The organism is Actimicrobium sp. GrIS 1.19 (assembly GCF_035984655.1).
Lineage (GTDB): Bacteria > Pseudomonadota > Gammaproteobacteria > Burkholderiales > Burkholderiaceae_D > Actimicrobium.
On record NZ_JAXCHT010000002.1, the window covers coordinates 308,197 to 334,794 of the forward strand.

General features: G+C 63.9%; 23 protein-coding genes and 1 riboswitch. Of the genes, 8 read left to right on the forward strand and 15 right to left on the reverse strand.

Going from position 1 to position 26,598, the window contains the following annotated elements:
- The first annotated feature begins 22 nt into the window (after nucleotides 1–22).
- Both pnuC and RCH09_RS03070 read left to right on the forward strand, forming a co-directional pair.
- Nucleotides 23–607 carry a nicotinamide riboside transporter PnuC gene (gene pnuC / locus RCH09_RS03065; protein ID WP_326939561.1) on the forward strand — a complete coding sequence of 195 codons (585 nt, stop codon included), beginning with the start codon at nucleotides 23–25 and terminating at the stop codon, nucleotides 605–607.
- Nucleotides 604–1,149: an ATP-binding protein gene (locus RCH09_RS03070; protein WP_326939562.1), complete on the forward strand. Its 546-nt coding sequence runs from the start codon at nucleotides 604–606 to the stop codon at nucleotides 1,147–1,149. The genes pnuC and RCH09_RS03070 overlap by 4 nt, the downstream gene beginning before the upstream one ends.
- Here RCH09_RS03070 and RCH09_RS03075 read toward each other — a convergent pair.
- From RCH09_RS03075 to RCH09_RS03135, 13 genes are all read right to left on the reverse strand, one after another.
- Complete coding sequence (locus RCH09_RS03075) at nucleotides 1,131–2,369, reverse strand: di-heme oxidoredictase family protein (RefSeq protein WP_326939563.1); 1,239 nt, start codon at nucleotides 2,367–2,369, stop codon at nucleotides 1,131–1,133. The two genes, RCH09_RS03070 and RCH09_RS03075, sit on opposite strands and share 19 nt — an antisense overlap.
- A gap of 206 nt (nucleotides 2,370–2,575) precedes the next feature.
- Entirely contained in the window at nucleotides 2,576–3,538 is a 963-nt protein-coding gene (locus tag RCH09_RS03080) for a HAMP domain-containing sensor histidine kinase (RefSeq protein WP_326939564.1), read from the reverse strand.
- 168 nt (nucleotides 3,539–3,706) lie between these two features.
- Complete coding sequence (locus RCH09_RS03085; RefSeq protein WP_326939565.1) at nucleotides 3,707–3,997, reverse strand: hypothetical protein; 291 nt, start codon at nucleotides 3,995–3,997, stop codon at nucleotides 3,707–3,709.
- Entirely contained in the window at nucleotides 3,988–4,680 is a 693-nt protein-coding gene (locus tag RCH09_RS03090) for a response regulator transcription factor (RefSeq protein ID WP_326939566.1), read from the reverse strand. Before RCH09_RS03090 ends, RCH09_RS03085 begins: the two co-directional genes overlap by 10 nt.
- 60 nt (nucleotides 4,681–4,740) lie before the next feature.
- Nucleotides 4,741–6,885 (reverse strand): TonB-dependent siderophore receptor, encoded by a 2,145-nt coding sequence (locus RCH09_RS03095; protein WP_326939567.1) that lies wholly within the window; start codon nucleotides 6,883–6,885, stop codon nucleotides 4,741–4,743.
- Nucleotides 6,886–6,939: 54 nt separating this feature from the next.
- Nucleotides 6,940–7,040, reverse strand: a riboswitch (TPP riboswitch).
- A gap of 331 nt (nucleotides 7,041–7,371) precedes the next feature.
- Nucleotides 7,372–7,683: a hypothetical protein gene (locus RCH09_RS03100; protein WP_326939568.1), complete on the reverse strand. Its 312-nt coding sequence runs from the start codon at nucleotides 7,681–7,683 to the stop codon at nucleotides 7,372–7,374.
- 143 nt (nucleotides 7,684–7,826) lie between these two features.
- Nucleotides 7,827–8,903, reverse strand: coding sequence for a transporter (locus RCH09_RS03105; protein ID WP_326939569.1), 1,077 nt, complete (start codon nucleotides 8,901–8,903; stop codon nucleotides 7,827–7,829).
- Nucleotides 8,900–9,505, reverse strand: coding sequence for a C39 family peptidase (locus RCH09_RS03110; RefSeq protein ID WP_326939570.1), 606 nt, complete (start codon nucleotides 9,503–9,505; stop codon nucleotides 8,900–8,902). Before RCH09_RS03110 ends, RCH09_RS03105 begins: the two co-directional genes overlap by 4 nt.
- A gap of 9 nt (nucleotides 9,506–9,514) precedes the next feature.
- The gene (locus RCH09_RS03115) at nucleotides 9,515–11,560 is read right to left on the reverse strand and encodes a tetratricopeptide repeat protein (RefSeq protein WP_326939571.1); all 2,046 of its coding nucleotides are present in this window, start codon (nucleotides 11,558–11,560) and stop codon (nucleotides 9,515–9,517) included.
- A gap of 189 nt (nucleotides 11,561–11,749) precedes the next feature.
- A complete protein-coding gene (locus tag RCH09_RS03120; protein WP_326939572.1) occupies nucleotides 11,750–12,466 on the reverse strand; it encodes a Crp/Fnr family transcriptional regulator in 717 nt (238 codons plus the stop codon).
- A 24-nt stretch (nucleotides 12,467–12,490) separates the two neighbouring features.
- Nucleotides 12,491–12,904 (reverse strand): hypothetical protein, encoded by a 414-nt coding sequence (locus tag RCH09_RS03125; RefSeq protein WP_326939573.1) that lies wholly within the window; start codon nucleotides 12,902–12,904, stop codon nucleotides 12,491–12,493.
- Between the two features lie 47 nt (nucleotides 12,905–12,951).
- Nucleotides 12,952–16,254 (reverse strand): TonB-dependent receptor domain-containing protein, encoded by a 3,303-nt coding sequence (locus RCH09_RS03130; RefSeq protein WP_326939574.1) that lies wholly within the window; start codon nucleotides 16,252–16,254, stop codon nucleotides 12,952–12,954.
- 285 nt (nucleotides 16,255–16,539) lie between these two features.
- A complete protein-coding gene (locus RCH09_RS03135; protein WP_326939575.1) occupies nucleotides 16,540–18,789 on the reverse strand; it encodes an adenylate/guanylate cyclase domain-containing protein in 2,250 nt (749 codons plus the stop codon).
- 269 nt (nucleotides 18,790–19,058) lie between these two features.
- Between RCH09_RS03135 and RCH09_RS03140 the strand changes: the two genes are divergently transcribed.
- Nucleotides 19,059–19,766: a phosphatase PAP2 family protein gene (locus RCH09_RS03140; protein ID WP_326939576.1), complete on the forward strand. Its 708-nt coding sequence runs from the start codon at nucleotides 19,059–19,061 to the stop codon at nucleotides 19,764–19,766.
- 148 nt (nucleotides 19,767–19,914) lie between these two features.
- Nucleotides 19,915–20,451 (forward strand): DUF2058 domain-containing protein, encoded by a 537-nt coding sequence (locus tag RCH09_RS03145; RefSeq protein WP_326939577.1) that lies wholly within the window; start codon nucleotides 19,915–19,917, stop codon nucleotides 20,449–20,451.
- Between the two features lie 56 nt (nucleotides 20,452–20,507).
- On the opposite strand, the gene RCH09_RS03150 is transcribed toward RCH09_RS03145, so the two are convergent.
- Complete coding sequence (locus RCH09_RS03150; RefSeq protein ID WP_326939578.1) at nucleotides 20,508–20,855, reverse strand: carboxymuconolactone decarboxylase family protein; 348 nt, start codon at nucleotides 20,853–20,855, stop codon at nucleotides 20,508–20,510.
- 376 nt (nucleotides 20,856–21,231) lie between these two features.
- On the opposite strand from RCH09_RS03150, the gene RCH09_RS03155 reads away from it, so the two are divergent.
- Both RCH09_RS03155 and RCH09_RS03160 read left to right on the forward strand, forming a co-directional pair.
- Nucleotides 21,232–22,119 (forward strand): MBL fold metallo-hydrolase, encoded by an 888-nt coding sequence (locus RCH09_RS03155; protein ID WP_326939579.1) that lies wholly within the window; start codon nucleotides 21,232–21,234, stop codon nucleotides 22,117–22,119.
- 59 nt (nucleotides 22,120–22,178) lie between these two features.
- Nucleotides 22,179–22,379, forward strand: a complete 201-nt coding sequence (locus tag RCH09_RS03160) for a YgaP family membrane protein (RefSeq protein WP_326939580.1) — start codon at nucleotides 22,179–22,181, stop codon at nucleotides 22,377–22,379.
- A gap of 44 nt (nucleotides 22,380–22,423) precedes the next feature.
- Here RCH09_RS03160 and RCH09_RS03165 read toward each other — a convergent pair whose 3' ends face one another.
- The gene (locus RCH09_RS03165; protein WP_442784996.1) at nucleotides 22,424–23,641 is read right to left on the reverse strand and encodes a sigma-54 interaction domain-containing protein; all 1,218 of its coding nucleotides are present in this window, start codon (nucleotides 23,639–23,641) and stop codon (nucleotides 22,424–22,426) included.
- Nucleotides 23,642–23,959: 318 nt separating this feature from the next.
- Between RCH09_RS03165 and RCH09_RS03170 the strand changes: the two genes are divergently transcribed.
- Entirely contained in the window at nucleotides 23,960–24,844 is an 885-nt protein-coding gene (locus tag RCH09_RS03170; RefSeq protein WP_326939582.1) for an MBL fold metallo-hydrolase, read from the forward strand.
- Between the two features lie 41 nt (nucleotides 24,845–24,885).
- Nucleotides 24,886–26,556, forward strand: coding sequence for a TIGR01244 family sulfur transferase (locus RCH09_RS03175; RefSeq protein WP_326939583.1), 1,671 nt, complete (start codon nucleotides 24,886–24,888; stop codon nucleotides 26,554–26,556).
- Nucleotides 26,557–26,598 lie beyond the last annotated feature (42 nt).

The following is a 26,598-nucleotide window of genomic DNA, read 5'->3' on the forward strand; positions in this document are numbered from 1 at the left end:
GTTCCATTTTTCTTCAGGTTGCATGAACGACCCCATTCTGTTGTTTGGCTTTACCACCGCGCCGCTTGAGTTGATCTCATTCGTGCTGTCAATCATTACCGTCGTCCTCACGATTCGCCAGAATGCGTGGGCATGGCTGTTTACGATCATTTCGTCGACCACCTATGCCGTGGTTTTCCTGGAAGCGAAGCTGTACGGCGATACCGGTTTGCAGGCGCTGTTCATCCTCGTCTCGGTGTGGGGTTGGTACCAATGGCTGTATGGCGGCGACGACCACTCGACGCTGCCGGTGTCGCGGCTGTCGCGCCGCGGCCTGGCCATGTCGGCGCTGCTCTGGCTGGCCGGATTCGCCGTATTGTCGCTGTTCCTGAAGCACTGGACGGATACCGACGTGCCGTACATGGACGGGTTCCTGACCGCCGGCAGCCTGCTCGGCCAGTTGCTCCTGTCACGCAAGAAGCTGGAGAACTGGCATGTCTGGATTGCCGTGGACGTGCTGTACGTCGGCCTGTACGTCTACAAGGGCCTGGTGCTCACGGCATTGTTGTATGGCCTGTTTGTGATCATGGCCATCATCGGCCTGCGTGCCTGGCGCCGCACCGCATGACGACCCGCACGGTCGCCATCGTAGGTGCCGAATCGACCGGCAAATCGACCCTCGCCGAAGGACTGGCCGACCACTTCGGCACCTTCTGGGTGCCGGAATACCTGCGTGAATTCGTCGAAGTGCAGCAACGCACGCCACACGAAGAGGACCAGTATCCGATCGCCTGCGAGCAGGTCGCCCGCGAAGATGCCGCCGCCGGCCACTGCACCGGCTGGCTGTTTTGCGATACCACGCCGATGATGACGGCCATCTACAGCGCCCATTATTTCGGCCGGGTCGATGCGCCGCTGGCAGCGCTGGCCGCGCGGCGCCGGTATGCCTTTACCGTGGTGACTGCGCCTGACGGACCGTGGATTGCCGACGGCCTGCAGCGTGAATCCGCCGCCGTGCGGCAGCAGATCCATCAACAGGTTCTCGATGCACTGGCCGCGCGCCAGAGCGCGTTTGTGCTGGTGCGCGGCACCCTGTCGGAACGCATCGACCAGGTTGCACGCGCATTGCTTGCACAAGCCAGTGGCATCGATCAGATGCCGTTCAAATAGTCGAGCAGCTGTTGTCGTTGCGCCGGCTTGAGCGCCTTGAAGCGGTTGGCCGAGGCCGTGGCTTCGCCGGCATGCGCGCTGATCGCATCGGCAACGGTGGCGGCGCGGCCGTCATGCAAGAACCGCGGACGCATCCGTAGCCCCCACAGCGGCGCGGTGCGCATCTCGTTGCCCTTGGCGACGCCTTGCTCGATGCCGTCGCCGAGCGATCCCATATCGTGCAGCAGCAGATCCGAGAACAATGGCACCGGTTGGTGCGACAGGGCGGCAATCGGATTGGGACCGGTGAACATCACCGGCATGTGGCAGGCCGTGCACTGCATTTGCTGGAACAGGTTGCCACCGGCCAGTGCCGAGGCCGTCATCCGCACCGGTGGCGGCGGCGCCAGAAAGCGCATGAAGTCGGCCGCATGGTCGATGTCACCCTTGCCGGTGGCGGGATCGACCGCATCCTCGACGTCCGGCACCAGATCATATTTTGCCAGCAGCGCCTGATTGCCATTCGGTGCATTTTCGGTCGGGAAGAAGCGGCTGGTCACACCCATTTCATTCAGGTAGGCGTCGCCGGCAAATGCCAACAGCGTGGCTTGCTGCAGTTTCCAGCCAAAGCGTCCGACCCGTGTCTTGCCGGTCGTGACATCGGTCACGGTCGAGACCCTGCCGTGCACGCCATCGGGCTGCCGGCGCTGCGCATTGAGCAGGATGTCACCGTCCGGAATCGCCTCGATCAAGCCGGCGCCGAACAGTGGCGTGGCGACGCGCTGGGCTATCACATTGGCTTGCGCCGGTATTTTTTCCTGCGCCTCGGGGGCGATCGTAAAGCGCTGCAACAAGGAGCCGCCGAGTGCCTCGAACGGATCGAATTTGCCGTTGGACACGCGGCCGAAGCGTGTCACGGTGACCGCACTGGCGCCGCCGGTGGCGCCGGCCGAATGGCACACCACGCAGGAGCTGTCGTTGAAGATCGGGCCGAGGCCGCCTTCGGGTGTTTCGACCGCCTCGAATTCTTCACGGCCATCGTTGAACGCCTGCAGGTTGGTGGCGTCAAGGCCGCTGAGCGGGTCGCCGAATTGTGCGCCGGCGCCCGGCACCGGACGTTGCGGTGGTTTGGCTGGTTTGAGTTTGTGACGATGATGGAAGCTGCTCGAACCGATTTGAGCAATGCTCGTTCCGGCCAATGCTGCGATCGCGGCGGCGACGATGGTGTGGGACAGTTTCATGCTTTGCAGTCTCCTGAGTGGAATACATCGCAATGGCAAACGCAGCACCGGACGGACTGCGCGATGAGGTCACCATGGAGGAGCCGCTTGACCGGACGGTGCGACGATGCGACAGCCCTTCCACAGCAACCCGGTAATCTGACTGGGTCGCTACCTTCTTTGTGGAATTATCGGGGTGTTGGTTCGCCGCGAAAATGACATCTTCGTCATTCACGCAAAAGTCGCAGCCTGAGCCGGACCTGGTCGTCGGGGCTGTCGTCGAGCAGGACCTCGCCGCCGTGGGCGCGGGCGATCTCGCGGGCCAGGCTCAGGCCCAGCCCGGTTCCATCGACCTGGCGTTGATGGGCGCCATCGCCGCGAAAGAAGCGGTCGAAAAAGTGCCGGCGCGTATTGGCGTCAATGGGCTCGGTAGCGTTGGCAAAGACGATCTCGACCGCCATCGGCGCCGCGCGCGCCGTGACTGTGATCCAGCCGCCGGGACGGCAGTAACGAACAGCGTTGCTGATCAGATTGTTGAGCAACTGGCGCAACAGGATCGCGTCGGCCGCGACGATCAGATCGGGTGCGATGATGCCTGACAACTCCTGTTCATTGGTCAGCAGGTGTGCATCCTCCAGCAGTGCTTCAAGCAGCGCGGACACGTCCACCGGAGCGCGGCGCAACACCAGCTGGCCGGCATCGGCCTGCGACAACAGCAGGAGCTTGCGGGTGATCTGGGTCAGTCGCGCGACTTCCTCCTGCATCCCGGCCAGATCGGCCTGCTGCGTGCCTTGGCCGGCATGCTGCATGGCCAGCTCGATACGCCCCTGCAGGATCGTCAGCGGGGTTTTCAGTTCGTGCGCGGCGTCAGCCGAAAAACGGGTCGCCTGGTGGAAGCTGGTGTCGAGCCGACTGAGCATGGTGTTGTAAGCCTCGATCAATTCGCCAAACTCCTGATCTTCACCGTGGCCGGACAGTCGCTGATCGAGCGCAGCGCCGGTCATTGCTTTCATGGCCTCGCGCAACCGGTTCAGCGGCCGCATCGTCAGACTCGCCATCAACCATGCGCCCAGCGCCGTCAACAGCAGCGCCAGGGGAATTACCCATGTCATGGCATGGCTGACCACCGTCTGTAACTCGGCGGCGGGCGCCGCCAGGTCGGCGGCCACCACGCTGCGTCCAAATGGCATCGTGACCATTGCCGCGTGCCAGTGTTTGCCGCGACTGGCGAGCGTGCTCACATTGCACCGGCCCGGCGGTGGCGGTGGCCAGGCGCCAGCGCCGGGTGACGGTGGTGGCGGTGGCCGGTCCTGCGGCAGCGCTTGCCACGGCAGCGCCGCCAGATCGATCCCGTCATCCTAATTCTGTGCCTGCCTGGCGTCCTCGACCGGTCCGTCCAGCAGCAGCATCAGCTGGGCGGGCGTGGTCAGGCGCAATTTGTTGAGCAGGTCCACTTCCAGCTCGGCCATGTCGCCCCGCTGCACTGGCTGCATGGTCAGATGCCGGGCTTCGAGGCAGAGCCGCTCGTCGAGCCGATCAATCATCGACTTGTGCAGGATTGACCAACCCAGCAGCAACACGGCCGCCAGCACGGTGGTCACAATCAGCGCGGCGATCCCGAACAGGCGTGCGCGAAAGCTCAGGCGCATGCCTGGCTCCGAAAGCGGTAACCGGCGCCGCGCACGGCCTCGATAGCGGCACCGGCATTCGGGTCGTGATCCGCCAGGTCCTGCATCTTGTTGCGGATACGACGAATGCAGACATCGACGACATTGGTGCTGGGATCGAAATCGTAGCCCCACACATGTTCGAGTATCTGGCCGCGTGTGAACAACTGGCCGGGCGAGCGCATCAGATAGGCCAGCAGGCTGAATTCGCGCGCGGTCAGTTCGCAGCTGCGACCATGATTGCTGAGCTGGCGCGAGATGCAGTCGAGTTTCAAGGCGCCGACGGCCAGGGTCTCCGGGCGCGTGCCGGTGCGCCGCAGCAGCGCCTGCATGCGCGCGACAAGCTCTTCGACGAAGAAGGGTTTGGCCAGATAGTCGTCGGCGCCCAGATCAAAGCCGCTGATGCGGTCGCCCAGTTCATTGCGGGCCGTCAGCAGAATTACCGGTGTGGTCACGCCGGCAGCACGCCATTCCTGCAGTACTGACAGGCCATCGCGACCCGGCAGCATGACGTCGAGCACGATGATATCGACATCAGCGCGCAGCCCCAGCGCATGACCGGCGTGGCCGTTGGCGCAGTGGGTGACGTGGAAGCCGCGCCGGGTCAGCCCGGTGCAGACAAAGTCGGCGATCTTTTGCTCGTCCTCGATCAACAACACCTTCATCGGCCCCCCCCCCCGGCGCGTGACGTTGCCCGCTGACGATGTTACCGCGCCCGCGCGACTTCAGAAATCGAATTGCGCCGAGATCTTGAAGGTGCGTGGTGCGCCTGGCAGCAGATACCCGCCCAGCGCCGACGAGGCGTCGGCCCAATAGAACTTGTCGAGCACATTGTCGACATTGGCGCGTAGCGTGGTCGCAACACCTGCCGTGGCGACCACGTAGCGCACGCCCAGATTGAACAGCTGGTACGACGGCACGTCGACACGCCGGATGCTGTCGGGACTGAACACCTTGCTGGATGAATAACTCCAGCCGCCATTGAGTGCCGGACCATTCAGCTGCGGCAGCGCATAGTCGAGATTGAGGGCCGACTTGAACGCCGGCACATTGGTGATGCGCTGGTCGGTCTGCAGCGGATCGTCGGTGTTGCGCTGGCGCGCCTGCAACGCGGTGGCCGCCAGCGTCACGCGCAGGGCGCGTCCGATCTTGCCATTGGCCGCCAGCTCCAGGCCACGATGCACCGCATCGCCATTGCGCACGTAGGTGAAGTTGCTGTCGGTGTATTCGAGCGGTTTGGTGATCTGGAACAGCGCCGCCGACAGTTGCCACGACTCGTCCAGGGCGGCCTTGATGCCCAGCTCCTGCTGGCGCGATTTGCCCGGATCCAGAATCTGGTTGGCATTGGTCGTCAAGAGCGGCGCGACCCCGCCGTGTTCGAGTCCCTGCGACCAGCTGCCATACACGCTCCAGCCCGGCGTCGGCGTGACAACCAGCGCCACCGACGGCAGCAGATAGTCGCGCTCGAACGCGCTGGCCGATTGCACCCGCTCGATGTGCGTGTGGCGCACGCCGGCATGCAGGCTGACCTGATCGGACAAGGCCAGGATGTCCTGCACGAACACCGAACGCTCGTCGCCCTTGCGCTGCAACAGCACCGGTCCGGTCGAGATCGTCGAGGCCGGCACCGTGACCGGCTGGTAGATATTGCTGGTGCCATTGGCCATCGAGCCGGCGCAGTCGACCGTGCCATAGACGCAATCGCCGAATTCGTCGCGGCGGCGCAGGGTGTCGAGGCCGAGGGTCAGCGCATGCCGCACCGTGCCGGTGGCGAACTGGCCTTGCAGCAGCGCCTGCGTTGCGAACAGCGTCTTGACTTCACCGGTGCTCTGGTAGTCATACACGTCGTAGTCGCCATTGGCACAAAAGCCCGGAAACAGACCGGCCGAGGCGCAGCCATACGGAAAGGCGGCGAAGTCATCGCGCTTCAATTGATGCCGGTTGGCGGCGAACGTGCTGCTCCATGCGGCATTCCACTGGTAGCTCAGGCGCAAGCCGATATTGGTGTTGTCGGTCACGACTGGCTTGCTCCACGGCTGGTTGTTGAGCAGCGTCCGTGCCGAGATGCCGGTGGGCAGATCGGTGCCGCCCAGCAGTTGATAGCCGGGCGCGGTGATCTGCGACTTGTGTTGCGTGTCGAGGTCGAGCTGCAGCAGTGCCTGCGGCGTGATGCGCCAGTCGAAGGCGCCCGAGACGAACTGCCGCTCGCCATTGGCGCCCTTGACATACGAGCGCAATTGCTCCGCAGCGGCATTGATGCGGTAACCGAAACGGGTGTCGTCGAAGCGGCCGCCCAGATCGACCGCGCCGTACAGCGTGCCGCGCTCGCTGGCTTCCAGCAGCACTGAACGCAGCGGCTTGCTGGTAGGTCGCTTGGTGATGAAATCGATCAGCCCGCCGGGTGTCGAGATGCCGGCCTGCAGCCCGGAAAGCCCCTTCAGGATCTCGACCCGCTCCTTGTTTTCAAACGGGATCGAGGCATCCGATGCAATCGGCAAACCATCCTTGCGATAGCTCGATGCATTGTCGAGCGGGAAGCCCCGAATCGAGAATTGTTCGGCGTAGCCGACCGCGTTGTAGGCCGCGTTCAGGCTGGCATCAAGCCGGGAGACGTCGGCCACATGGCGAATCTGCAAATCCTGCAGTTGCTGCTGGTCGATCACCGTCAGCGCGGCGGGCGTTTGCAACACCGGCGCGGCCTCGAATCCGCCCACCCGCGCGCTGCCGTTGCCGGCGCGCAACAGCGGTTCCGACACGATCACCTGCGGCAGGATCTGGTCGGCGGTTTGTGCGTGCGCCAGTGACGGCAGTGCGAAGGCTTGGGCAATCAGCAGGGAAAGCGGGGTCAGGCAAAAACGGGATACCGGCATCATTGACTCATTCAGTGGTGGAAACACTGGTGGCAACGAAGGAGCGGTCAAAGAGGTGTGGGCTTTGCGCTTCCCTTCGCTGGCATTATCCAGATCAGGTTCGAAGGGTTTGTCTCACCCGAAAGTTGTGGCTTCCAGGACCCCTAGCTGGGGCGGATGGTAGCACGGACGGTGCGCAATAAAACATGACGAAGTGTGGCCGGCGTAACTTGACCATGAAATACCCGAGTCGCGCAGCTGGAACGCAAGCTGCGGCATGCCCGCGAGCATGAGGAATGGGAGTGTTCTATCAATCCAGGGCCGTAGCGACGATGCAGACGTGACGTGAGATTGGCAACGACCGCACCGGAGAAGCATGCCTGGCCGCTGGCTGGGGTACCCGGTTGGCGTCTGCATGCCGTCCGAATCGAATTCGAGGTCAGGACCCGGATCGGGTACCCCATTGCCTGATCTGGCGCAAAACCGGATCAGGCAGGCTGATGCTTTTTACTTGCGAACGACAATGCCGCCCAGAGTGGTGGCGCCAAGTGTGGTCGCGCCCAGTGTGGTCGCACCCAGCGTCCTGGCCCGGACCGTGGTGGCGCCGAGTGTGGTCGCCCCCAGGGTTGTCGCGCCGAGCGTGGTAGCGCCGAGCGTGGTTGCCTTCACCGTGGTGGCGGCAAAGGTGGTTGCGCTGAAGGTGCCGACGCTGCCGGCGGTGACGCGATCGAGGTGGGCGTCGTTCAGTGACACGGGTGCTGCGTGTGCCGCCGAGGCGAGTGCACCAAGGACCAGGGTTGGGATCAGGATGGATTTCATGTCGACTACTCCTTTAGGGTTGAATGAACAGGTGATGTGGGCATCGCAATGACGCCGTGTGACACCCACGGGACGTAGTATTGTTTGGCGCTGCGATGCCGGTCTGTGGCAATCCTCACAGGATCCGCAATTGCACAGCGGCGCTACTTGAACAGCTCGAAGCGCAACGGCACGGTCACATTGATCACGTAGTCGGGGGTGTTGCGGGTCAGCCCGATACCGGTCGATACCGACAGCAGCGTGCGCTTGCCGATCATGGTCGTCGCACCCAGCGTCAGCATGCTGCTGACCTGGTCGGAACCCGCCACGGCGACGCCGTTGACGCGGGTTTTTCGTGCAAATATCTGATCGATTCCCATGCTCATCGAGGTGTCCGGACTGGTGGCAAGCAGTGCCGCCAGCGACAGGCCGAGCTGGTCGCCGGGCTTGAGCGCGCCGTTGCGGAAGGTGGATTCCCACGACAGGTTGCCGGTAAATACGATCGGATCCTGGCGTTTGAGCGCGGTCAGTTCGGCGCGGATTTTGCGGAAGCCGTCGCCGATGTCGATGTTCTCGCTGCTCGCCTTGCCGTTGCCGGCGGTCCAGCCGACGCGTCCGATCAGGTCCGGCCGCCAGCCCTGTTCACGCAGCAGTGTCCTGGCAACGCCCAGCGTGACATCGCCGACTGTCGCGCTGCCGCTGCGGCTCTCGCGTGACGCCGTGAAGTCAACCGGCTCGACCAGCGATTGCCGGATCACCCGATAGGGCAGCGTGAACTCCAGTTGCGCGTCGAAGGGCAGGCCGAAGCGCGCCGACAGTGTGGCGGTAACGTCATTGCGGCGCAGTTCGGTGCTGCCGAGGCCGAGCTGCCCGTCCTGCGTGACCAGGGTGGCGCTCTGCTGATGGCGGCGCGCGTAACTTGCACCAAGCTGCAGTTCGGCCTCGCCAGGCGGCAGTAGCAACGCGCCGGACTGGGTCAGCGTGCGTTCCAGCGCGCGCTCGGCAGCCAGTGCATCGACTGCGAACAGGCCGCTGGCGTTGGTGGCTGGTTCGGCTGGCGGCGGCGCTTGCGCTGGCTGCCGGTCGCCTTCGAGCTGGCGGATTCGTTCCTGCAACGTCTGGATCAACTGGTCGCGTTGCGTGAGTTGCTCGCGCAGGGTTGCCTGGTCGTCGGCGTGCGCAGCGGTGCTGGCCGCGATGAGCAGCGCAAGGGCGGCCCAGTCGCAGCGCACCCGCGTCATGGCGGCAACGCCAGCAGATCGTTGGACGCGGGCCGACCGTCGCGCCGCCGGACCAGGAAACCAATGCGGCCCAGTTCCGGAAAATCGATCCACGCCTGCAGGAAATCGTCGATCGCCATGCTGCGATTGCCCCAGGCCGGATCGGCCAGCACGGCACGCTGATTGACGCTGCCGCGAAAGATCACGAAGTGGTTATAGCCGTGCAGGTTGACCGGCACCATCAGCAGCGCATTCTGCAGCAGATCGTCCCAGCCAAGATTGCCAAAGCCGAGGCCGTCATAGCCGCGCGACTGCACGTAGCGTTTCAGATCAAGCAGTGAAAATCCTTCGCGGCGTCGAATCAGGCCGGGGTCATCAATGTATTCGCTGCGTCGCATCAGGCCGGTGGCCACGTCGCGCTCGGTGACCGGCTCGCCATGCTGAAAACGCAGCAGCGTGGCCAGCGCCGCGGCGCCGCAGCTCAGATCGAAATGCTGGACGATGACATGCTGCTGGCGCAGTTCCAGCAGCGATGTGACGACACGCGGCGCGGCCGCGAAGGCTGGCTGCAGGCACAGCAGCGCGCCGGGCAGCGCGCGCCAGAGAGAAGTGAAGGTCGCCATCGGCAGGCACTAGCGCATTTTCAGGCCCTTGCCATACAACAGCGTGACGTTGATGCGCCGGTCTTCGTAGGCGTCGTTGAAGGCAAAGCGGTCGGTTTCATGAAACAGCGTCGAGTTAAAGATGACGCAGCGATTTTCGCGGTACGGCACCCGGATCGAGCGGGCCCCGGAGGCGCTGAGAAAACGCCGGATCTGTGCTTCATCGCCGTTGTATTTCTGGAAGCTCCAGTCGCGCGGCGCCTCAGCATCCCAGATGACCAGGCCGCCACGCTCCGGGTCGAGGCAGGCCTGTTCGCGGGTGATCCAGAAGTTCACGTTCACGGCGGCGAAATCGGCATGCACGTTGATGCCCTTCATCGTGCTGTCGTACTTGAACGCCCATGCCTGTTCGAGCAGATTGCGGTCGAAAATGGCGGGGAAGGCGATCCGCAATTCTTCCGCGATCTGCAGGATCAGGGGCGAGGCAAAGCCATCCTTGAGGGTCGCGCCGAGATAGCCGTTCGGGTACTCCTTCTTCCATACCGTGGCTTCCAGGCAGAAATTGCGAATCGCTTCCAGCGCTGCTGGCGACAGGAAATCGTCGACCCACACCACCTCCGGCCTCGACTCCAGGTAGGCGCGTTCGAGCTGTGCGACATCAAGCTGCGGATTCAGGCACGGCCCGCTGATCGCGACCGGCGCCGGGATATGCACCAGCCTGTTATACGACGGCGCGATGCCGGCTGCGGTGCTGGCGTCAAGCGACAGGGCGCCGGCGTGCACCCCGGCTGCCGGCAAAGCGTCGAGCGCCGCGGCATAGGCGGCAAACCCGGGCGCGAGCAAGCCGCGTTGCCGCAGCAGCGCCATCTGCTCGCGGTCATGCTTGAGGCGATACACCGGCATCGCAACGGCGCCGGCGAGCGGACGGCCATGGTTCTGGTTCAGTTCGGCGGCCTTGCCCAACAGGGCCAGCGCCTCCTCGAAGCGCTGCTGATGGATGCGCACCATCGCAAAGTTGGAGTACACGTCGGCATCCTCGGGGCTGCGCAGGACGGCCTGGGCAAAGCACTGCGCGGCCTGTTCGTCATCGCCCCGCTCATGCAGTGCAATGCTCAGATTGGCAAACGCGTGCGGGTGCGCCGGATTCAGCGCAGTGGCCTGGCGGAAGGCGGCGATTGCCTTGTCGTGCGCGCCCTGTTCGAGCAGCACGACGCCCAGATTGGAGCAGGCGTCGGCGCAGTCCGGTTCCAGGTCAAGGGCGCGCTGGTAGGCGGCGACGGCTTCGTCCTGTTGCCCCAGATCCTGCAACGCCACCCCCATGCTCAGATAGTTGTCGCTGGTTTCCATGCCCAGACTGATCGCCGTGCGGCAGGCAGCAGCGGCGTCGGCAGGGCGGCCCAGCGCCATCATCACGCGGCCCAGATCGGCATGCGCCTCGGCATATCCCGGCCTGAGAACGGTTGCCACCCGCAGCGCGCCGGCGGCATCGTCGAGTCGTCCCAGTTGATTGAAACAGGCGCCCAGATTGGCGTGGGCTTCGGCGTAGTTGGGTTGCAATGCCAGGGCGTGTCGCAAGGACTCGATCGCTTCCTCCGGCCGTCCCAGCAGGCGCAGGATGACGCCCAGATTGGCATGCGCTTCGGTCATGCGCGGCTTGAGCCGGATCGCATGCTGCAGCGCCTCGATTGCGTCGCTGGAGCGACCGCATTCCTGCAGCAGTACGCCGAGATTGGACCAGATCTGCGCGTCGTCCGAGCGCAGCGCCACCGCGCGACGCAAGGCGCCGATGGCGTCGTCGCGCTGGCCCAGTTGCTGCAGCGCGAGCCCCAGCATGACGTGCATTTCAGGCCACTCCGGTTGCAGCGCGATGGCGCGTGAGTAGGCCGTCACGGCACCGGCCAGGTTGCCGGTCTGCTGCAAGGCCATGCCCAGCTCGGCCTGGGCCTGGGCGTCTTCGCAGTCGAGCCCGGGCTCGATCAGTGGCATCGCCTGGAATGCAGCGACGAGATCGGTTGCGGCAGCGCCTGTGGCGGCGTTGCCGGACCGGACGGGAAGTTCTGCGAGGGATGTGTTCATGTTCATGGTGGCACCTTTCGAATCGGATCGGCCTGCGTCAATGGGATCGCCGGTGCTGCCACCGCGCGCTGAAAACATCGGCGAGCGGACGGGTTTGCCGGTGAATTGCCAGCACAAGCATAGGCAAGCCGGCCGACTGAATCTGTGAGAAAACGCACGTGATCGGCATTTGGCGTGATCGTATGCGAGCTACCAGCCGCGCGCCTCCTGCACCATCCGCCGCAGCCGCGCCAGATCCAGAATCACGATGCGGTGTTCTTCGCGCCGGATCAGGTCGGCGCGCACCAGCTCGTTCAGTTCGCGGGTGACCGCTTCGCGATGCGTGCTGATCATGTTGGCCAGATCGATGTGGGTGGGCGCTGGCGTGATGGTGGCCTGGTTCGGGCCGGTCATCTGGTCCTGTGCCAGCCGCAATAGCGCGGCATGGATCCGGTTGCGCACCGCCAGCGTGCTGAAATCGAAGACCCGCTCGGTGAGCCGGCGCACCTGGCCGGCCAGCCGGCGCAGGATCGCCACGGCAATCTGGTGGTTGGCATGGATCAGTTCGCGGAAAGCCGCTGCCGGCATCGCTGCCAGTAGCGCATCCGTGCGCGCCACCCCGGTAGCCGAGCGGCGCTGGCCGTCGATCGCGGCCAGTTCACCGAACATCTCGCCGGCGCACAGATCGCCGAGGATGACCTCGTGCCCCGACCGGGAATAATGGGTCAGCCGGATGGTGCCCTGAACGATAAAGAAGACGCTGTCGCCGCCATCCTGATAACGCAGCACCACGTCGCCGGCAGCCGCATTGCGCCATTGACAGCGCTGTCCGATTTCTTCCAGATCGCGCGCCGGCAAGGCGCGAAATTCCGTAATCACGGCCAGCAGCGAACTGGCCGGCGTGTGTCGCTTCGCTTGTGTCAGCATGACGGCTCCCGGTACTGGTTTGGCTCAGGGGCAGGATTCCATCCACAGTTTCCTGGCGCTGCCCCCAACAAAGATCACGCAAAACGGATTGCGCCTGCCGGCGATGATGGTGAAGGGTTCGATCTCGAACAGGTCCATGGTCAATTTTTCCCGCGCCGGATCAATGAAGCGAAACGCACTCTTCGGCTCTTCCGGCACGAACGGCACGACGTTGCCATTGACATCGATGGCGAGCAGGTAAGCGACATTTTTCACGCCGAGCCGGTCGGCCGTTTGTTTGCTGAAGGTCATCGGTTGTGACGGCAGTTCGGCGTTCTTGCGCGCCGGCTGGGTCTCCGTGTCGGCTGCCGCGGCGAGCGCGCCGGTCAGTGCGAGACAAATGCCGGCGCAAATCCGGCGAGGGGTGGGGTGGAGGAACAGGCTGCGGATCGACATCATGAGGAAACTCCATCGGTGGGTTAAAAAGGGGGCGGCGGTAGCGTGGCCTAAAAGGCGACGGTGAACTGGATGACCAGACTGCGGGCCGGAATGAAGGGCGGGCTTTGCTGGGCCGGGGTGCGAAAGTTGGCATCCTGATAGCGGAATTTCCGGTCCAGCAAATTCCGGCCTTCGACCGTGATCGTGCCCCTGCGCGCCGGCAGGCGCTGGCCGAGCGCCGCATTGAGCAGGGTGAATCGGTCCGCATTGGCGTCCGCGCTCGGGTCGCTGAACGTGTCGACGCGCTGGCGCACGGCGGTGGCGCCGATGCGGCCGAACAACCCGTCCGGATGAAAGTAGCGCACCCCGATCGTGGCGGTATCGGTGCGGATCGCGCTCGGACCGGACAGGAACAGCGCTTGCCGTTCGAAGCGTTCGGCGCGCGCCTCGCCAGACAGCGTCCAGCGCGCCGACAGCTGCCAGCCGAGCGACAGCCGCAGCGCTTTCTCGCGCTGGGTTTCGGTGTCGGCGAGCAGGTTGTCGGCCAGGATCGGCAGGAACAATCGGCGGCGCGAGGCTTCCAGCTGCAGGTTGAGGTCCGGCGCAGCTTGCAGATCGAGGGCGATGGCGTCGCGTCGCGCCCGGCTGCCATTGCCCTCGTCGAAGAACTGGTTGAAACCGCTCACTTCGGTCGGCTCGATGGTTTGCTGCACATACAGCGCCGGCTTGACGGTCTGGAAGGTGGCGGCCCGCAGCATCAGGCGCGGATTGAGTTGCCACTGCAGGCCGAGTTTCGGATTCCATTTCTGCTGCCGGAAATCGGCTTCGGCATAGTCGTCGACGCTGGCGCCAAGCGTGCCGACGACGTCGGCGGACAGGCGCACTCGCGCATAGCCATAGGCATTCCAGCGGCTGCGCCGGAATGCGTTCGGCGCGCCAAACAGATTTTCCTGCACGTCAAAATGGTAGTAGCCGGCGCCAGCGACCAGATTCACATTCTCCAGGCGCAACTGCTGCTGCGCCTCCAGCTGATAGCCCTGGTCCTTTGACGCGAGTGCCGTGGCGCCGTCGGCGTCGAAGCGCTGATGTTCGTCGGCGCTGGTATGGATCAGCGACAACAGCGTATCGGCGCGGGTCGAGCCGGCCCAGTGCGCGCCAAGGCGGGCCGTGGTTTGATCCAGCGTGCGCCGGTACGCCTCGGAATAACGGCCCGGCACACTGTCGAGTGCGATGTCGCCATGGTCGGTGGCGCGATGGCTCAGCTCGGCCTGCAGATTCAGGCGCGGCGTCAGGGCGAACTGGACAAACGCATCGCCGATGGTGTGGCGGATGTCGTTGTTGATGCGAAATCCATCGGTGTCGTAGTGAAAGCCGCCGACGCTCCACGATAGCCGATCCTGCACGCCCGACAGCACCGCTTCGGCACTGCGGGTGCCCTGGGTACCGGCGACCGCCGAGGCGATCAACTGCGTCGCGTTGCGTTCGAACAGCGGATTGAATTCGTTGAAGGCGGGCGCCACCGGCCCGTTCAGGCCCGGTGTGTTGACGCTGGAAAAGGCCAGTTTGGGTTGCACCGGATTGATGTTCAGCGGTTGCAGCAACTGCGCTTGCAGCCGCTCGCTGACACTGGCGATTTCATGCCGCTCCAGCCGCGAGTAGGCGTCCGACAGGAAATGGTGACCGGAATAGCTGGATGCGTCGGCCGCCAGCGATTGCGTCGCTTCGCTCACCGCAAAGCGGTCAAAGGCCAGGTCGTCGTAGATCTTGGCGAGGCCCGCGAGACGGCTGGCGCGGTCCGAATCGAGCAGCAATTGCGAGCGATACACGGCGCGGTTCTGGTTCAGGGCGATCGATTGTTCGAGATCGGCGAGCGCTTCGACCGGCCGGTTCTCGCTCTGTTTGCGTACGGCGTCGTACAGCCACGGCGTCGGGTCGCCCGGATCGATGGTCTTGGCAAGTTGCAACTGGGTGGCGGCCAGGCTGTCGCGCTTTTCCTCGAAATAGGCCTTGCCGAGATAACTGCGCACCAGCGCATCGAGTGGATCGAGGCTGGCCGCGATAACGATGTCGGTACGGCCGCCGGGCAGGTCGCCGGTGCGGATTTTTGCCAGGCCCAGGCCAAGGCGCGGCAGCGGATCGGCCTGGTCGAGCGCGATGGCGCGTTCGAAGGCGGTGATGGCCGGTGCGGTCTGCATCTGCGTCAGGTGCGCGAAGCCCAGCACGGTTTGGGTCTTGGCCAGCTGTGGATCGAGCCGGGTTGCCGTGCCTGCCGACTGCAACGCCGCATCCAGATCGCCGTGCGCCATGTCCAGTTCCGCCAGGCGGGCCCACGCCAGCGCGTTGTTTGGTGCCACGCGAATCGCACTGCGGGCACTGTCGCGTGCCGCGTCGATCCTGAAGTCGGCCTGCTCGACATAACTTTGCGCCAGCCAGGCGGCGGCCGATTGCGCATCGCTGGCGGTGGCCCTGCGCGCGAAATCCGCTGCCGCCGCCTTGTCGTTCCGGACCAGCGCAATGACGGCTTTCAAGGCGTTGGCACGACTGTTGAATGGATTGGCGGACAACACGCGGTCGAGTTCGCGCCCGGCCTCGTCGTGGCGACCGACAGAGAGCAATTCGCCGGCCTGGACGATGCGCCCGTCGGCATCGGGTTTGTCATCGGCGCCGCTGTTGGCAAGCGCTTGCAGGTCGGTCCGGCGATCCAGCACGGCCGGGTAATACAGCGCCCACTGGACCGCGTCAGTCGGCCGGATCGTGAGGTTTTTTTTCGGCGCCTGGCCGGTGGCGGCGACCCCCGCTTCGCCGCCGCCCAGCACGATCCGGCCATACGGATTGTCGAGCGCAACCCGACCCTCGACCACCGCGATCGTGGCGGCGCCGGCGTCGAGGCTGATGGCGAATTCGGTGCCTTCGATGTTGGCGTTGACGAATGGTGTCTTGACCCGGAATGGTTGCGGCGTCCGGGTAATGACATGGATGGCGCCGAGCAGCAAGTCAATCAGCGCGTGCTGGCGGTCCTCCAGGGAACTGATCATGACGGTGGTCTTCTGGTTCAGGCGCAGCATGGTTTCGTTTGGCAGCAGCAACGCCGCGCGGCTGGAAGCACCCACCCGAACCACATCCTGCGCACACAGCGCCATGCCGCTGCCGGCCGCTTGCCATTGGCCCGGTTGCGGCCGCCACAGCTCGACATTGCCCTGCAACGAGACCAGCCGGGCAAGCACCGGCGTGCAGGGCTCGGCGGCGAATGCGGCATGAGAGCACAACACGACGCCGAGGAGGATCGGCGCCATCCAGCGCACGCCGTGGCGAGGTCGACCCGACAGGTTGGCGTCAATGAACAATCCGATGCGCAAGTGGAGGTGGTTCATCTTAGGCAGGATTTACGGAACTTCCAGTTCGAATGTGGGATGAATCGACAGGAATAATTGGTTATCCCGGATTGCCGGAATGGGAGCGCGAGCGCTTCCTGCGCCCATTGCGTGCGTTCAGCGAATGCACAGTAGCGACGCGCGTGCCGTGTTGGTCTTTATTGGTCGCGTAAGGCAATGCCTTGCAGCGTTTTTCGTTTAACGCCGCAATGCCGTGCCTTTTTGATCACAGCGCCATGAAAATTTTTCAAGCCGGGATACCTGTCGCTGCGTCCATTCGAAGCGCTATTTCTCGTCGATGCGTATCACAGCATTCCACGGCTGCGGCGGTACAGCGGTGATATTTCGCACACATTGGTGCAAATAAAAGGACGACGGGCCGTCGTCGGGCCTGACCTGCAGGATCGCCGTAAAGGCCTGCGCGGCTTGCGGCCAGTGTTGCTGGCGGAATCGGTCGAGCGCCGCGGCGAAGGCGTCACACAGCCAGCTTTCCTGCCACGACTGCTGGTCGCGCCGCGCACGGATCTCGACTACCGTGACCGGGCGGGATTTCCCCGGCAGCAGAAATGCACCCAGCGGACGCAGCACGAACTCGTCCAGCCCGTCGACCACCGCTTGCGATGCCAGCACCCGGGTGCCGAGCTGCCGGTTGAGGCACTCGATGCGCGATGCGGTGTTGACGGTGTCGCCCACGGCGCGATATTCGTAATGCTGGCCGGCGCCAACGTTGCCCAATGTCAGCGGGCCACAGTCGAGCCCGATGCGGGTGGCCAGGACCGGACTGGTGGCATCGGCCTGGCGCAGCTTGCCAAGCGCGATGTCGATGTCCAGTGCGGCGTTGCAGGCGTGGGCGCGCAGATGCCGCTCCGAGTCATGGCCGGTCCAGAGCGCCAGCATGGCATCGCCCTTGACGTCCGAGACGATGCCGCCACGTGCCGCCACCGGTGCAAACAGGGTGGCGTAATACCGGTTCATCAGCGCGGTGAGTGCGAGCGGCTCCATGGTTTCGGCCAGGCTGGTGTAACCGGCGGCATCGGTGGCCAGGCAGACGCCGTGACAGGACCGGCTGGCGGCCTGCAGGGAGCGCGTCTCGCTGGCGAGTTGCTCCACCATGGCCGGCGGGACGAAGTGGCTGAAGGCGTGCCGGATTTTGTCACGCTGGCGGCTGGCGCCCAGATAGCGCAGCACGGCGGCGCTCGACAGCGCCAGTGGCACTTGCAGCAACAAGGGTGTCAATAGCGGTAGCCATAATTGACCGCGTGCGAACAGCACCCAGGCGGCGGCCAGATAACCCGTGCCGGCCAGCGCGACCGCAAGCGCTGCATGCGACACGCGCCAGCACCGACACACTAGCGCCAGCAGGAAGCCCCAGCCGAACAGCAGGAGCAACCGCGGGATGGGATCGAGCGGGCGCACTGCGGTGTCATCAAGCAGATTGGCAAATGCGGTGGCGCCGATCTCAACGCCGCTGAGCTGCCAGCCGTCGTCGCGCGAAAACACCGTGTGGTAATCGTCGCGGATACGATCCTGCTCGTTGGCCGAGGCGGCGGAATAGCCAACGAATACCGCCTTGCCACGCAAGCCGCCGGGCGGCCAGCCCAGGCCTTGCACCGCGCGGTCATATGGAATGGTGGTGATGGTGCGCGGCGGGCCGTAGAAATTCAGATGCCTCGCATCCGGCCCGGCATACAGCGCCAGCAGCGCACGCAGCGTGGCCGCGCTGCGCGCATCGATGGTGGCGTCGTGTGCGAGGTCTTGCCGCAACCGATCGATCAATTGCGGATTGGCGTACAGGTGGCGGCGTAATTGCAGCATCAGGCCATCGAGATTGCCGCCACGACGGATGTCCTCCGCACTGGATGGCAAGGTCGCCGCGAAGGCCGGATCGCGCCGTTGCAGGCACTGTCTGAGCAGGGAATAGTGCGGCAATGCGTGGGCCTGCAGCGCCAATGACGGCAAGCTCGGACTGGCGCCGGCATCGGCCTTGAAAAACCAGGCGGCGTTGACCCGTTCTTCGCGTGGCAGGGGCAACGCCGCGCTGCCCAGTGCCGCCTGCAGCAGCTGCGCAACCGGTAGCACCGCGCGCTCCAGCGCGGCCCAGCCGACGCTATCGCCACCGGTGCCGGTGACGACGAGCTGCTCCTGCAGCAACGATTCCACCAGCAATACATTGCCGGCCGCCCGCATTGCCCCGGCCAGCGCCGCGTCTTGTGATGGCGCCGCGGCATCGTGGTCGAACAGCAAGTCAAAGGCGATGGTCGAGGCGCCGGCCTGCAGCAGCTGGTGGATCAACTGCGCGTGCAGCCGACGCGGCCATTGCGCCGGCCTGGCCGGCAAGCCGAGCCGGCTGGCCGATTCGCCGTCGATGGCAATGATCACCACATCGACCGGCGCCGGCAGCGCGCCGCGCCAGCCGAACAGCCAGGCCAGTCCGTGTGTCTGTTCCAGCGCATCGACGACCGGCAGCATCCCGATCAACATGCCCGACAAACCCAATGTCAGGGCGAACAGAATTTCCTTGTACTGGATTGGCATGGCGCGAGGACTGCGGCGGCGGGATGACGCGTACTCCGCGCGCGGGTCAGGCAATTTTCGTGGCTAGCATTGTACTTGTCTCACCATGCCGATTGCAGCGGACCTGGGCGCGTACGGGCAGGCGTTCGGTAGGCAACAGATCAAATTCCGACATGCAACCAAGATGCAGCCTCGCAATGCGATGACGTTGCATTCAGCACGGCACTGCGCGTTCGCGCGATCGTCCGGACGGTCATGACGACAACAACACTGACCAAGGCTAAGCAGGCATGTGGGACAACCATTTCAATCTCGTAATCATCAACTGGCTCGGCCAGTTCAATGGCGCGTCCGCGTCGTTCAATCAGCTCATGCAGTACGTGGAAGGCGCGCACCTGTTCAAGGGCTTGCCGGTCATGGGCGTGCTCTGGTTTTTCTGGTTCCGCGATACCGACCCGAAGTCCGACACGCGCCGGCGCATTATTGCCACCCTGGTTGGTTGCTTCGTGGCGGTATGCATCGCCCGCGTGGTCAATAACCTGGCGCCCTTCCAGCCAAGACCGTTCGCCAATGCGGCGCTGGCGTACCACAACTACGTCGGCCTGGGGCCGCGCGAAAGCCAGTCGCTGTTCGACTGGAACTCATTTCCGAGCGACCATGCCGCGCTGTTCTTCAGTCTCGCAATGGGCATTTTCTTCATCTCGCGCGGCTTCGGCGCGTTCGTCTTCCTGTATGTATTCGTGGTGATCGCGATGCCGCGGGTGTATCTCGGGTTGCATTACCCCACCGATATCGTCGCCGGCGCCGCGCTCGGCATGGCGTCGGTCGCGCTGTGCGCCAGCAGGGCTGCACTTCGTTCGGTCGGTGATCGATGCATGCGGCTATTGCAGCAATACCCGGCGGCGTTTCAGACGGTGCTGTTCATCGTCAGTGTCGAGATCAGCATGATGTTCAGCGATGTCCGACGCTTCCTCACGATGCTGAAATATTTTCTGTGAGGGCGATCGCGCGTGGCGCGTCGTTTCCCACCGCGCGCAAATCCTGAAACTCGCGCGCCGGGGCGCCGGCAGGTTTGCTATGCTGCTGCCTTGCGATTGGTCCGCAGCGCTTTCCGGTGCGGCCGATCCGATTTCTGGAGCAATCAACATGGCCTCTTTGCAGGAGCAATTTTTAAAAGCCGGCCTGGTCGACAAGAACAAGGTCAAAGTCGCTCATCAGGACAAGAGCAAGCAGCAAAAGGCCGAACGCCGCAGCGGCACGCAGTCGGTCGATGAAGCGCGCGTGGCGGCACTCGACACACAACGCAAGAACGCCGAGCGGGCGCGCGAAATGAATGCGCAGCGCGATGCGGCAGCGACCCAGAAGGCGGTGCTGGCGCAAATTGCGCAGATGGTGCAAAAGAACCGGCAAAGCAAGGGCGCCGGCGAGCTCGCCTACAACTTCACCCATGCCAACAAGATCGAACGGATGTATGTCTCGGCCGCAGTGCAGGGGCATCTGATCGCTGGCCGCCTGGTGATCGTGTGCCAGGGTGGCGTCACCGAACTGGTGCCGCGCATCATTGCCGACAAGATCGCCGAGCGCGACGCCAGCATGGTAGTGCGCACCAGCAAGGCCGTCGCCGAGGTGGATGCCGATGATCCGTATGCCGCGTTCCAGATTCCGGACGACCTGATCTGGTAACGCATGCCGCTGGCCGGTTCAGCGCGGGCCGGAACGCGCCCGCCTGACCGGGTGCGCTATCCGGAAAACGTGTCGAACGCTTTCAGCGCATGGGTGGCATACATCATGGACGGGCCGCCGCCCATGTAGACGGCGGTCCCCAGCACCTCCTCGACTTCGGCGCGGGTAGTGCCCAGTTTCACCAGCGTCTGCACGTGAAAGCCGATGCAATCGTCGCAGCGGCAGGCTACCGATATGCCGAGCGCTACCAGTTCGCGGGTCTTCTTGTCGAGCGCGCCCTCGCGCGTCCCGGCGATCGCCAGCTGGCTGAACGCCGCCATCAGCTCCGGCTGCGACTGGCGCAGGCCACGCATTCCATCGGCCACCTCCTTGGTGAGTTCCTTGTAGTCTGGAATCCCGCTCATGTTCGCTCCCCCCTGTCAGGCAAATCAAAAAACAATCCCGCGTAGCCGACTCCGGCATTGCGGTGGTCACGTCAATCAGCACAAGTTGTGCCAGCGGTGGAGCAGGTGACGCAAGCGCCGGAACGTGGCGGCCGTTGCGGCTGGGTCGTGCGTTTGCATCGGTCACTCATGCGGCAAGACTGCCAACCGTGGCAGAACGGACTGTCGCTGGCAGTAACGTCACTGCCAAGTCCACGCCGCGCCGCGCACGTGTTGCAGAAAAAATCGTTATAAATCAATTCGCTATTTTTGTGCGGCCAGAATGACCGTGCTGGTACGGTTATTGCGAACGATGGGCAGTGAAACGCAACCCAGTGCCATTTTTCGGAGACAGGCCATGACGATTCCATCCAGACTGCAGGTCGAAGGTTTTTTCGATCCCGATACATGGACCGTCAGTTACCTCGTCATCGATCCGGCCACCCGGCAATGCGCGCTGATCGACAGCGTGCTGGATTACGATCCCAAATCCGGTCGCACGACGACGACGTCGGCAGACAAACTGATTGCGCGGGTGCGCGAAACAAACGCCGAGGTCCAGTGGATTCTCGAGACCCATGCCCATGCCGATCACCTGTCGGCCGCGCCATACCTGCAGCAACAACTCGGCGGGAAAATCGGCATTGGCAAGCACATCACCGCCGTGCAGCAAGTGTTCGGCAAGCTGTTCAATGCCAGTGACGATTTCAATCGGGACGGCAGCCAGTTCGATCATCTGTTCGATGACGAGGAAGTCTTCCGGATTGGTTCGGTGCCATGCCGGGCGCTGCATACGCCGGGCCATACACCCGCCTGCATGACCTACGTGGCCGGCGAGGGTGACGACATCGCTGCCTTTGTTGGCGACACGCTGTTCATGCCCGACTACGGTACGGCCCGATGTGATTTTCCAGGTGGCGACGCACGCACGCTGTTTCATTCGATTAACGTGGTATTGAGCCTGCCGGCCCATGCCCGGCTCTACATGTGTCACGACTATTTGCCGGGTGGACGCGAGGTGCAGTTTGTCAGCACCGTGGCAGAACAGCGCGCCCAGAACATCCACGTGCGCAACGGCATTACCGAAGAAGCTTTTGTCGCCATGCGCACCGCGCGCGACGCCACGCTGGACATGCCGACGCTGATCCTGCCCGCGGTGCAGGTGAACATGCGCGCCGGCCATTTTCCCGAGCCGGAAGCCAATGGCGTGCGCTACCTGAAGATTCCGTTAAACGTGTTGGGTTGAGTCGCAACCGGTGGCTTCCGGCTTGTCCCGGCCTGAATTTCAACAACCAAGGAGATAGCATGAACAAGAACGTCGGTGGTATTGATCGCGTAGCCCGCATCCTGCTCGGAATCATTGTCTTGAGCTTGTATTTTGTACTCGAAGGCAATCTGCGCTGGTGGGCGCTGGTTGGCTTCGTGCCCTTGATGACGGGCCTGATCGGCTGGTGCCCGGCTTACGTGCCGTTCGGCATCAAGACGTGCGGGATGCGGCGCAGCTAAGTCAGCAACCTGCCATGGTCAGCAGTTGAGCCGTGGCGCCGCCGTCAAGCCAGGCCTTGCTGTTTCAGGCGACGGTACAGGGTGCGTTCGCTCACGCCCAGGCTCGCGGCCAGTTCGCTGCGGGTGCCTTTGAACGTCGCCAGCGTGTGGGCCAGCGGCGCACCCGTCACTGGTGCTGTTGCCAGCGCCGCCGGGGTTGCGGGAAGATGCAGTTCCCGGATCACGCCATCGTCGGCAAACAGCCGCGCACGCTCCAGCACGTTGCGCAGTTCGCGGATATTGCCGGGCCAGTCGCGCCGCTGCAATTGCACCATCGCCTGCGGCTCGATGCTCAGCTTGCGCCTGCCCGCGGAGCTGCGCTGCAGGAAGGAATTGACCAGCAACGCGATGTCTTCGACCCGTTCGCGCAACGGCGGCAGCATGATCGGGAACGCGCTGATGCGGTAGTACAGGTCCTGGCGGAAGTCGCCCCGCGCCATCATTGTTTCGAGCGGCTTGTGGGTCGCTGCCACCAACCGGAAATCCGCGTGCAGCGTATCAATGCTGCCGACCCGGCGATAGGTGCCGGACTCGATCAGGCGCAGCAGCTTGACCTGCATTGCCAGTGGCACATCACCGATTTCGTCAAGGAACAGGGTGCCGCCTTGCGCGGTCTCGACCAGGCCGGGCTTGCGCACCGTGGCGCCGGTAAAGGCGCCTTTCTCATGGCCGAACAATTCGCTTTCGAACAGCGTTTCGGTCAGTCCCGAGCAATCGACGACGACGAACGGGCCGCTGGCGCGCTCGCTCGCTTCATGCACGGCGCGGGCAAACAATTCCTTGCCGGTGCCGGACTCTCCCAGCAGCAGCACCGGCAGCGTCGACGGCGCAACCCGTTGCAGTGCCGACAGGGCGGCATTGAAGGCGGGTGAGCGGCCGACCAGACCCTCGGCGCTCGGATGCGCCGAGACGCTGCGTACCACCGCCAGCCGTTCCACATAGGCGGTGATGGCGCCGCCTGCATCAAGAATCGGACGCAGTTCGACATCGACATGCTCCGGACCGCGCGGCGTATGGTGGATATGCAGTACGCGGTCGGGGCCGCGCAATTCCTGCGCTTTTTTCATCGGACAATGCTCGCCGGCCTGGTCGCACGGCACCTCGTAATGATGCGACACGCGATAGCATTTCTGGCCGATGGTGGGTTTGCCAACGATCGCGAACTGGCGTTGATAGGCCGTGTTGGCGGCCAGGATGTTGTAGTCGGGATCGAGCACGATCATCGGGTGCGGCTCGTGTTCAAGGTACGAGACCAGCGACTGCACTTGCGCGGCGCGCTCGGCGGGAATAACTGGTTGGGTTGGCACACGGTCTCCTTGGAATGCAACCACTCTGTCGCAGCACTGCCAACACTGTCAAGGAAAACTGCCAATGGCAGTGGGTCGACCAGGCGGCGCGGTGCGGCAGCTCTCTCGGCATGGAAAAAACTGCGCCAAATCAAGCACCTGCGGGCCGTCCCAGTAACCAGTTCAGTTGGCATGCTTATTGCGGTTAGCCAAGACACACCTGTATCAACAGGCCTCCACTATCCGGAAACGACCATGACACGCACTGCATCACTTCACGTCGAAGGCTTTTTCGATCCTGTCACAGGGACCGTCAGTTATCTGGCGCTGGATACGTGCACCGGTGAATGCGCCCTGATCGACAGCGTCCTCGACTACGACGGCAGTTCTGGCCGAACCACCACCCATTCCGCCGACAAGTTGATCGCGCGCGTGGGCGAGTTGGGCGCCACCGTTCGCTGGCTGCTGGAAACCCATGTGCATGCCGATCATTTGTCGGCCGCACCGTATCTCAAGGAGCGACTCGGCGGCCAGATCGGCATTGGCCAGCAGATCACGACAGTCCAGCAAGTGTTCGGCACGCTGTTCAATACCGGTCGCGAGATGGCGCGCGATGGCAGCCAGTTCGACCGGCTGTTCGCCGACGGTGACACCTTTGCCCTGGGCGGCCTGGCCATCCGCGCCATCCACACGCCTGGCCATACGCCGGCCTGCATGACATACGTTATCGACCACGGAGACGAGACCGCCGCGTTTGTCGGCGATACCCTGTTCATGCCCGACTACGGCACGGCGCGTTGCGACTTTCCGGGAGGCGACGCCGCCACGCTGTTCCGCTCGATCGCCAGAGTCTTGAGCTTGCCCGACAACAGCAGGCTGTACATGTGCCATGACTACCTGCCGGGAGGACGAACACTGCAGTTCGTCAGTACCGTGGCCGAGCAGCGCGCCGATAATATCCATGTGCGCGCCGGCATCAGCGAAGCCGGGTTCGTCGCAATGCGCACGGCGCGCGACGCCACGCTGGCAATGCCGACGCTGCTGCTGCCATCGGTGCAGGTGAACATGCGTGCCGGTCATTTGCCGCAACCTGAAGACAACGGTACGCGCTACTTGAAGATTCCCCTCAATGTCGCTTGAGGCGGCGCTCGGGCCAACCATAAAAACCAACGGAGACTTCCATGGACATTCGGCAACTCAGTCCCGCCATTTCCGTATCGCCGCAGATCCTGCCATCCGAGCTGGTCACCCTGCGGCAGGCCGGCTTTCGCGCCATCATTTGCAATCGTCCCGATGGCGAAGGCGCTGACCAGCCACTGTTCGCCGAAATTGCCCGCGCGGCCCAGGAAGCCGGCATCGAGGCGCATTACCTGCCGGCCGAATCCGGCAAGGTCAGCGACGAGCAGGGCGTCGCATTCGGCGCCTTGCTGGCCAGCGTGCCCAAGCCGGCGCTGGCCTTTTGCCGCACCGGCATGCGCTCGACCACCATGTGGGCCTTGTCGGAATCCGGCAAGCTGCCGCTGCCGCAGATTATCTTCGCCGCGCAACAGGCCGGATTCGACATGAAAGGGGTGGTGCGCCGTATCGCCAACCATGGCCGCACGCCGGTCGAAGTGGCCGAGGCCGAACATGCCGTGGTGATCATTGGCGGCGGCGCGGCCGGGATCGCTACTGCGGCGAGCATGCTGGCGCGCAGTCCGGGGCTGGATATCGCCATCATCGATCCGGCTGACGTGCACTATTACCAGCCGGGCTGGACGCTGGTCGGCTGCGGCGTCTTCGATGCCGCCAGCACTGCGCACACGATGGCGTCGACCATCCCGCACGGTGTGCACTGGATCAAGTCGGCCGTGGCAGCGTTCGAACCGGAGCGCAATGCCGTGATTCTCGATGGCTGCCGCGTGGTGAAGTACCAGCAGTTGGTGGTGTGCCCGGGTTTGAAGCTGAACTGGCAGAGTATCGAGGGCCTGTCGGAGACGCTCGGACGCAATGGCGTGACCTCGAATTACCTGTACCACCTGGCGCCGTACACCTGGAAACTGGTGCAGGAGCTGCGCAAGGGCAGGGCGATCTTTACCCAGCCGCCGATGCCGATCAAATGTGCCGGTGCGCCGCAGAAAGCGATGTATCTATCCGCCGATCACTGGAAGCGCGAAGGCGTGCTCGACCAGATCGATATCGCGTTCTGCAACGCCGGCGCAGTGCTGTTTGGCGTCGCCGCATACGTGCCGGCGCTGATGCAATACATCGAGGCGTATGGCATCCAGCTCAACTTCGGGCATACGCTGACGCGCGTCGACGGCGCCGCCAGGACCGCCACCTTCAACCGTGCCAGCGCCGATGGCAGCATCGAATCGATAACGCGCGAATTCGATCTGTTGCATGTGGTGCCGCCACAAATTGCGCCGGATTTCATTCGCGTCAGTCCGCTGGCCGATGCGGCCGGATGGATCGATATCGACCCGGCCACGTTACGCCACAAGACCTTCAGCAATATCCACGCGCTCGGCGACGCCGGCAATTCCGGCAATGCCAAGACTGCTGCCGCGGCGCGCAAGCAGGCGCCGGTGGTCGCCCACAATGTGCTGGCGGCGATGGGCAAAGTGAAGGGGAGTGCGCATTACGACGGCTATGGCTCGTGCCCGCTGACGGTTGAACGCGGAAAAATCGTGCTGGCCGAATTCACTTACGGCGGCAAGCTGGCGCCGAGCTTTCCGGGCTGGCTGATCGATGGTACCAAGCCATCGCGACTGGCGTGGCTTCTCAAGGAGCGCATTTTGCCGCCGCTGTACTGGCGCGGCATGCTCAAGGGGCGCGAGTGGCTGGCCAGGCCGGAGCTGGCGGATCTGTAATGGTAGCGGCAGCGCATCGTTGATGCCGCTGCCGCAATGTGA

What these genes read in the sequence shown, in the direction of transcription:
- pnuC (WP_326939561.1), top strand. Translation starts at nt 23, where the DNA reads ATGAACGACCCCATTCTGTTGTTTGGCTTTACCACCGCGCCGCTTGAG.
- RCH09_RS03070 (WP_326939562.1), top strand. Translation starts at nt 604, where the DNA reads ATGACGACCCGCACGGTCGCCATCGTAGGTGCCGAATCGACCGGCAAA.
- RCH09_RS03075 (WP_326939563.1), bottom strand. Translation starts at nt 2,369, where the DNA reads ATGAAACTGTCCCACACCATCGTCGCCGCCGCGATCGCAGCATTGGCC.
- RCH09_RS03080 (WP_326939564.1), bottom strand. Translation starts at nt 3,538, where the DNA reads ATGCCATTTGGACGCAGCGTGGTGGCCGCCGACCTGGCGGCGCCCGCC.
- RCH09_RS03085 (WP_326939565.1), bottom strand. Translation starts at nt 3,997, where the DNA reads ATGCGCCTGAGCTTTCGCGCACGCCTGTTCGGGATCGCCGCGCTGATT.
- RCH09_RS03090 (WP_326939566.1), bottom strand. Translation starts at nt 4,680, where the DNA reads ATGAAGGTGTTGTTGATCGAGGACGAGCAAAAGATCGCCGACTTTGTC.
- RCH09_RS03095 (WP_326939567.1), bottom strand. Translation starts at nt 6,885, where the DNA reads ATGCCGGTATCCCGTTTTTGCCTGACCCCGCTTTCCCTGCTGATTGCC.
- RCH09_RS03100 (WP_326939568.1), bottom strand. Translation starts at nt 7,683, where the DNA reads ATGAAATCCATCCTGATCCCAACCCTGGTCCTTGGTGCACTCGCCTCG.
- RCH09_RS03105 (WP_326939569.1), bottom strand. Translation starts at nt 8,903, where the DNA reads ATGACGCGGGTGCGCTGCGACTGGGCCGCCCTTGCGCTGCTCATCGCG.
- RCH09_RS03110 (WP_326939570.1), bottom strand. Translation starts at nt 9,505, where the DNA reads ATGGCGACCTTCACTTCTCTCTGGCGCGCGCTGCCCGGCGCGCTGCTG.
- RCH09_RS03115 (WP_326939571.1), bottom strand. Translation starts at nt 11,560, where the DNA reads ATGAACACATCCCTCGCAGAACTTCCCGTCCGGTCCGGCAACGCCGCC.
- RCH09_RS03120 (WP_326939572.1), bottom strand. Translation starts at nt 12,466, where the DNA reads ATGCTGACACAAGCGAAGCGACACACGCCGGCCAGTTCGCTGCTGGCC.
- RCH09_RS03125 (WP_326939573.1), bottom strand. Translation starts at nt 12,904, where the DNA reads ATGATGTCGATCCGCAGCCTGTTCCTCCACCCCACCCCTCGCCGGATT.
- RCH09_RS03130 (WP_326939574.1), bottom strand. Translation starts at nt 16,254, where the DNA reads ATGAACCACCTCCACTTGCGCATCGGATTGTTCATTGACGCCAACCTG.
- RCH09_RS03135 (WP_326939575.1), bottom strand. Translation starts at nt 18,789, where the DNA reads ATGCCAATCCAGTACAAGGAAATTCTGTTCGCCCTGACATTGGGTTTG.
- RCH09_RS03140 (WP_326939576.1), top strand. Translation starts at nt 19,059, where the DNA reads ATGTGGGACAACCATTTCAATCTCGTAATCATCAACTGGCTCGGCCAG.
- RCH09_RS03145 (WP_326939577.1), top strand. Translation starts at nt 19,915, where the DNA reads ATGGCCTCTTTGCAGGAGCAATTTTTAAAAGCCGGCCTGGTCGACAAG.
- RCH09_RS03150 (WP_326939578.1), bottom strand. Translation starts at nt 20,855, where the DNA reads ATGAGCGGGATTCCAGACTACAAGGAACTCACCAAGGAGGTGGCCGAT.
- RCH09_RS03155 (WP_326939579.1), top strand. Translation starts at nt 21,232, where the DNA reads ATGACGATTCCATCCAGACTGCAGGTCGAAGGTTTTTTCGATCCCGAT.
- RCH09_RS03160 (WP_326939580.1), top strand. Translation starts at nt 22,179, where the DNA reads ATGAACAAGAACGTCGGTGGTATTGATCGCGTAGCCCGCATCCTGCTC.
- RCH09_RS03165 (WP_442784996.1), bottom strand. Translation starts at nt 23,641, where the DNA reads ATGATCGTGCTCGATCCCGACTACAACATCCTGGCCGCCAACACGGCC.
- RCH09_RS03170 (WP_326939582.1), top strand. Translation starts at nt 23,960, where the DNA reads ATGACACGCACTGCATCACTTCACGTCGAAGGCTTTTTCGATCCTGTC.
- RCH09_RS03175 (WP_326939583.1), top strand. Translation starts at nt 24,886, where the DNA reads ATGGACATTCGGCAACTCAGTCCCGCCATTTCCGTATCGCCGCAGATC.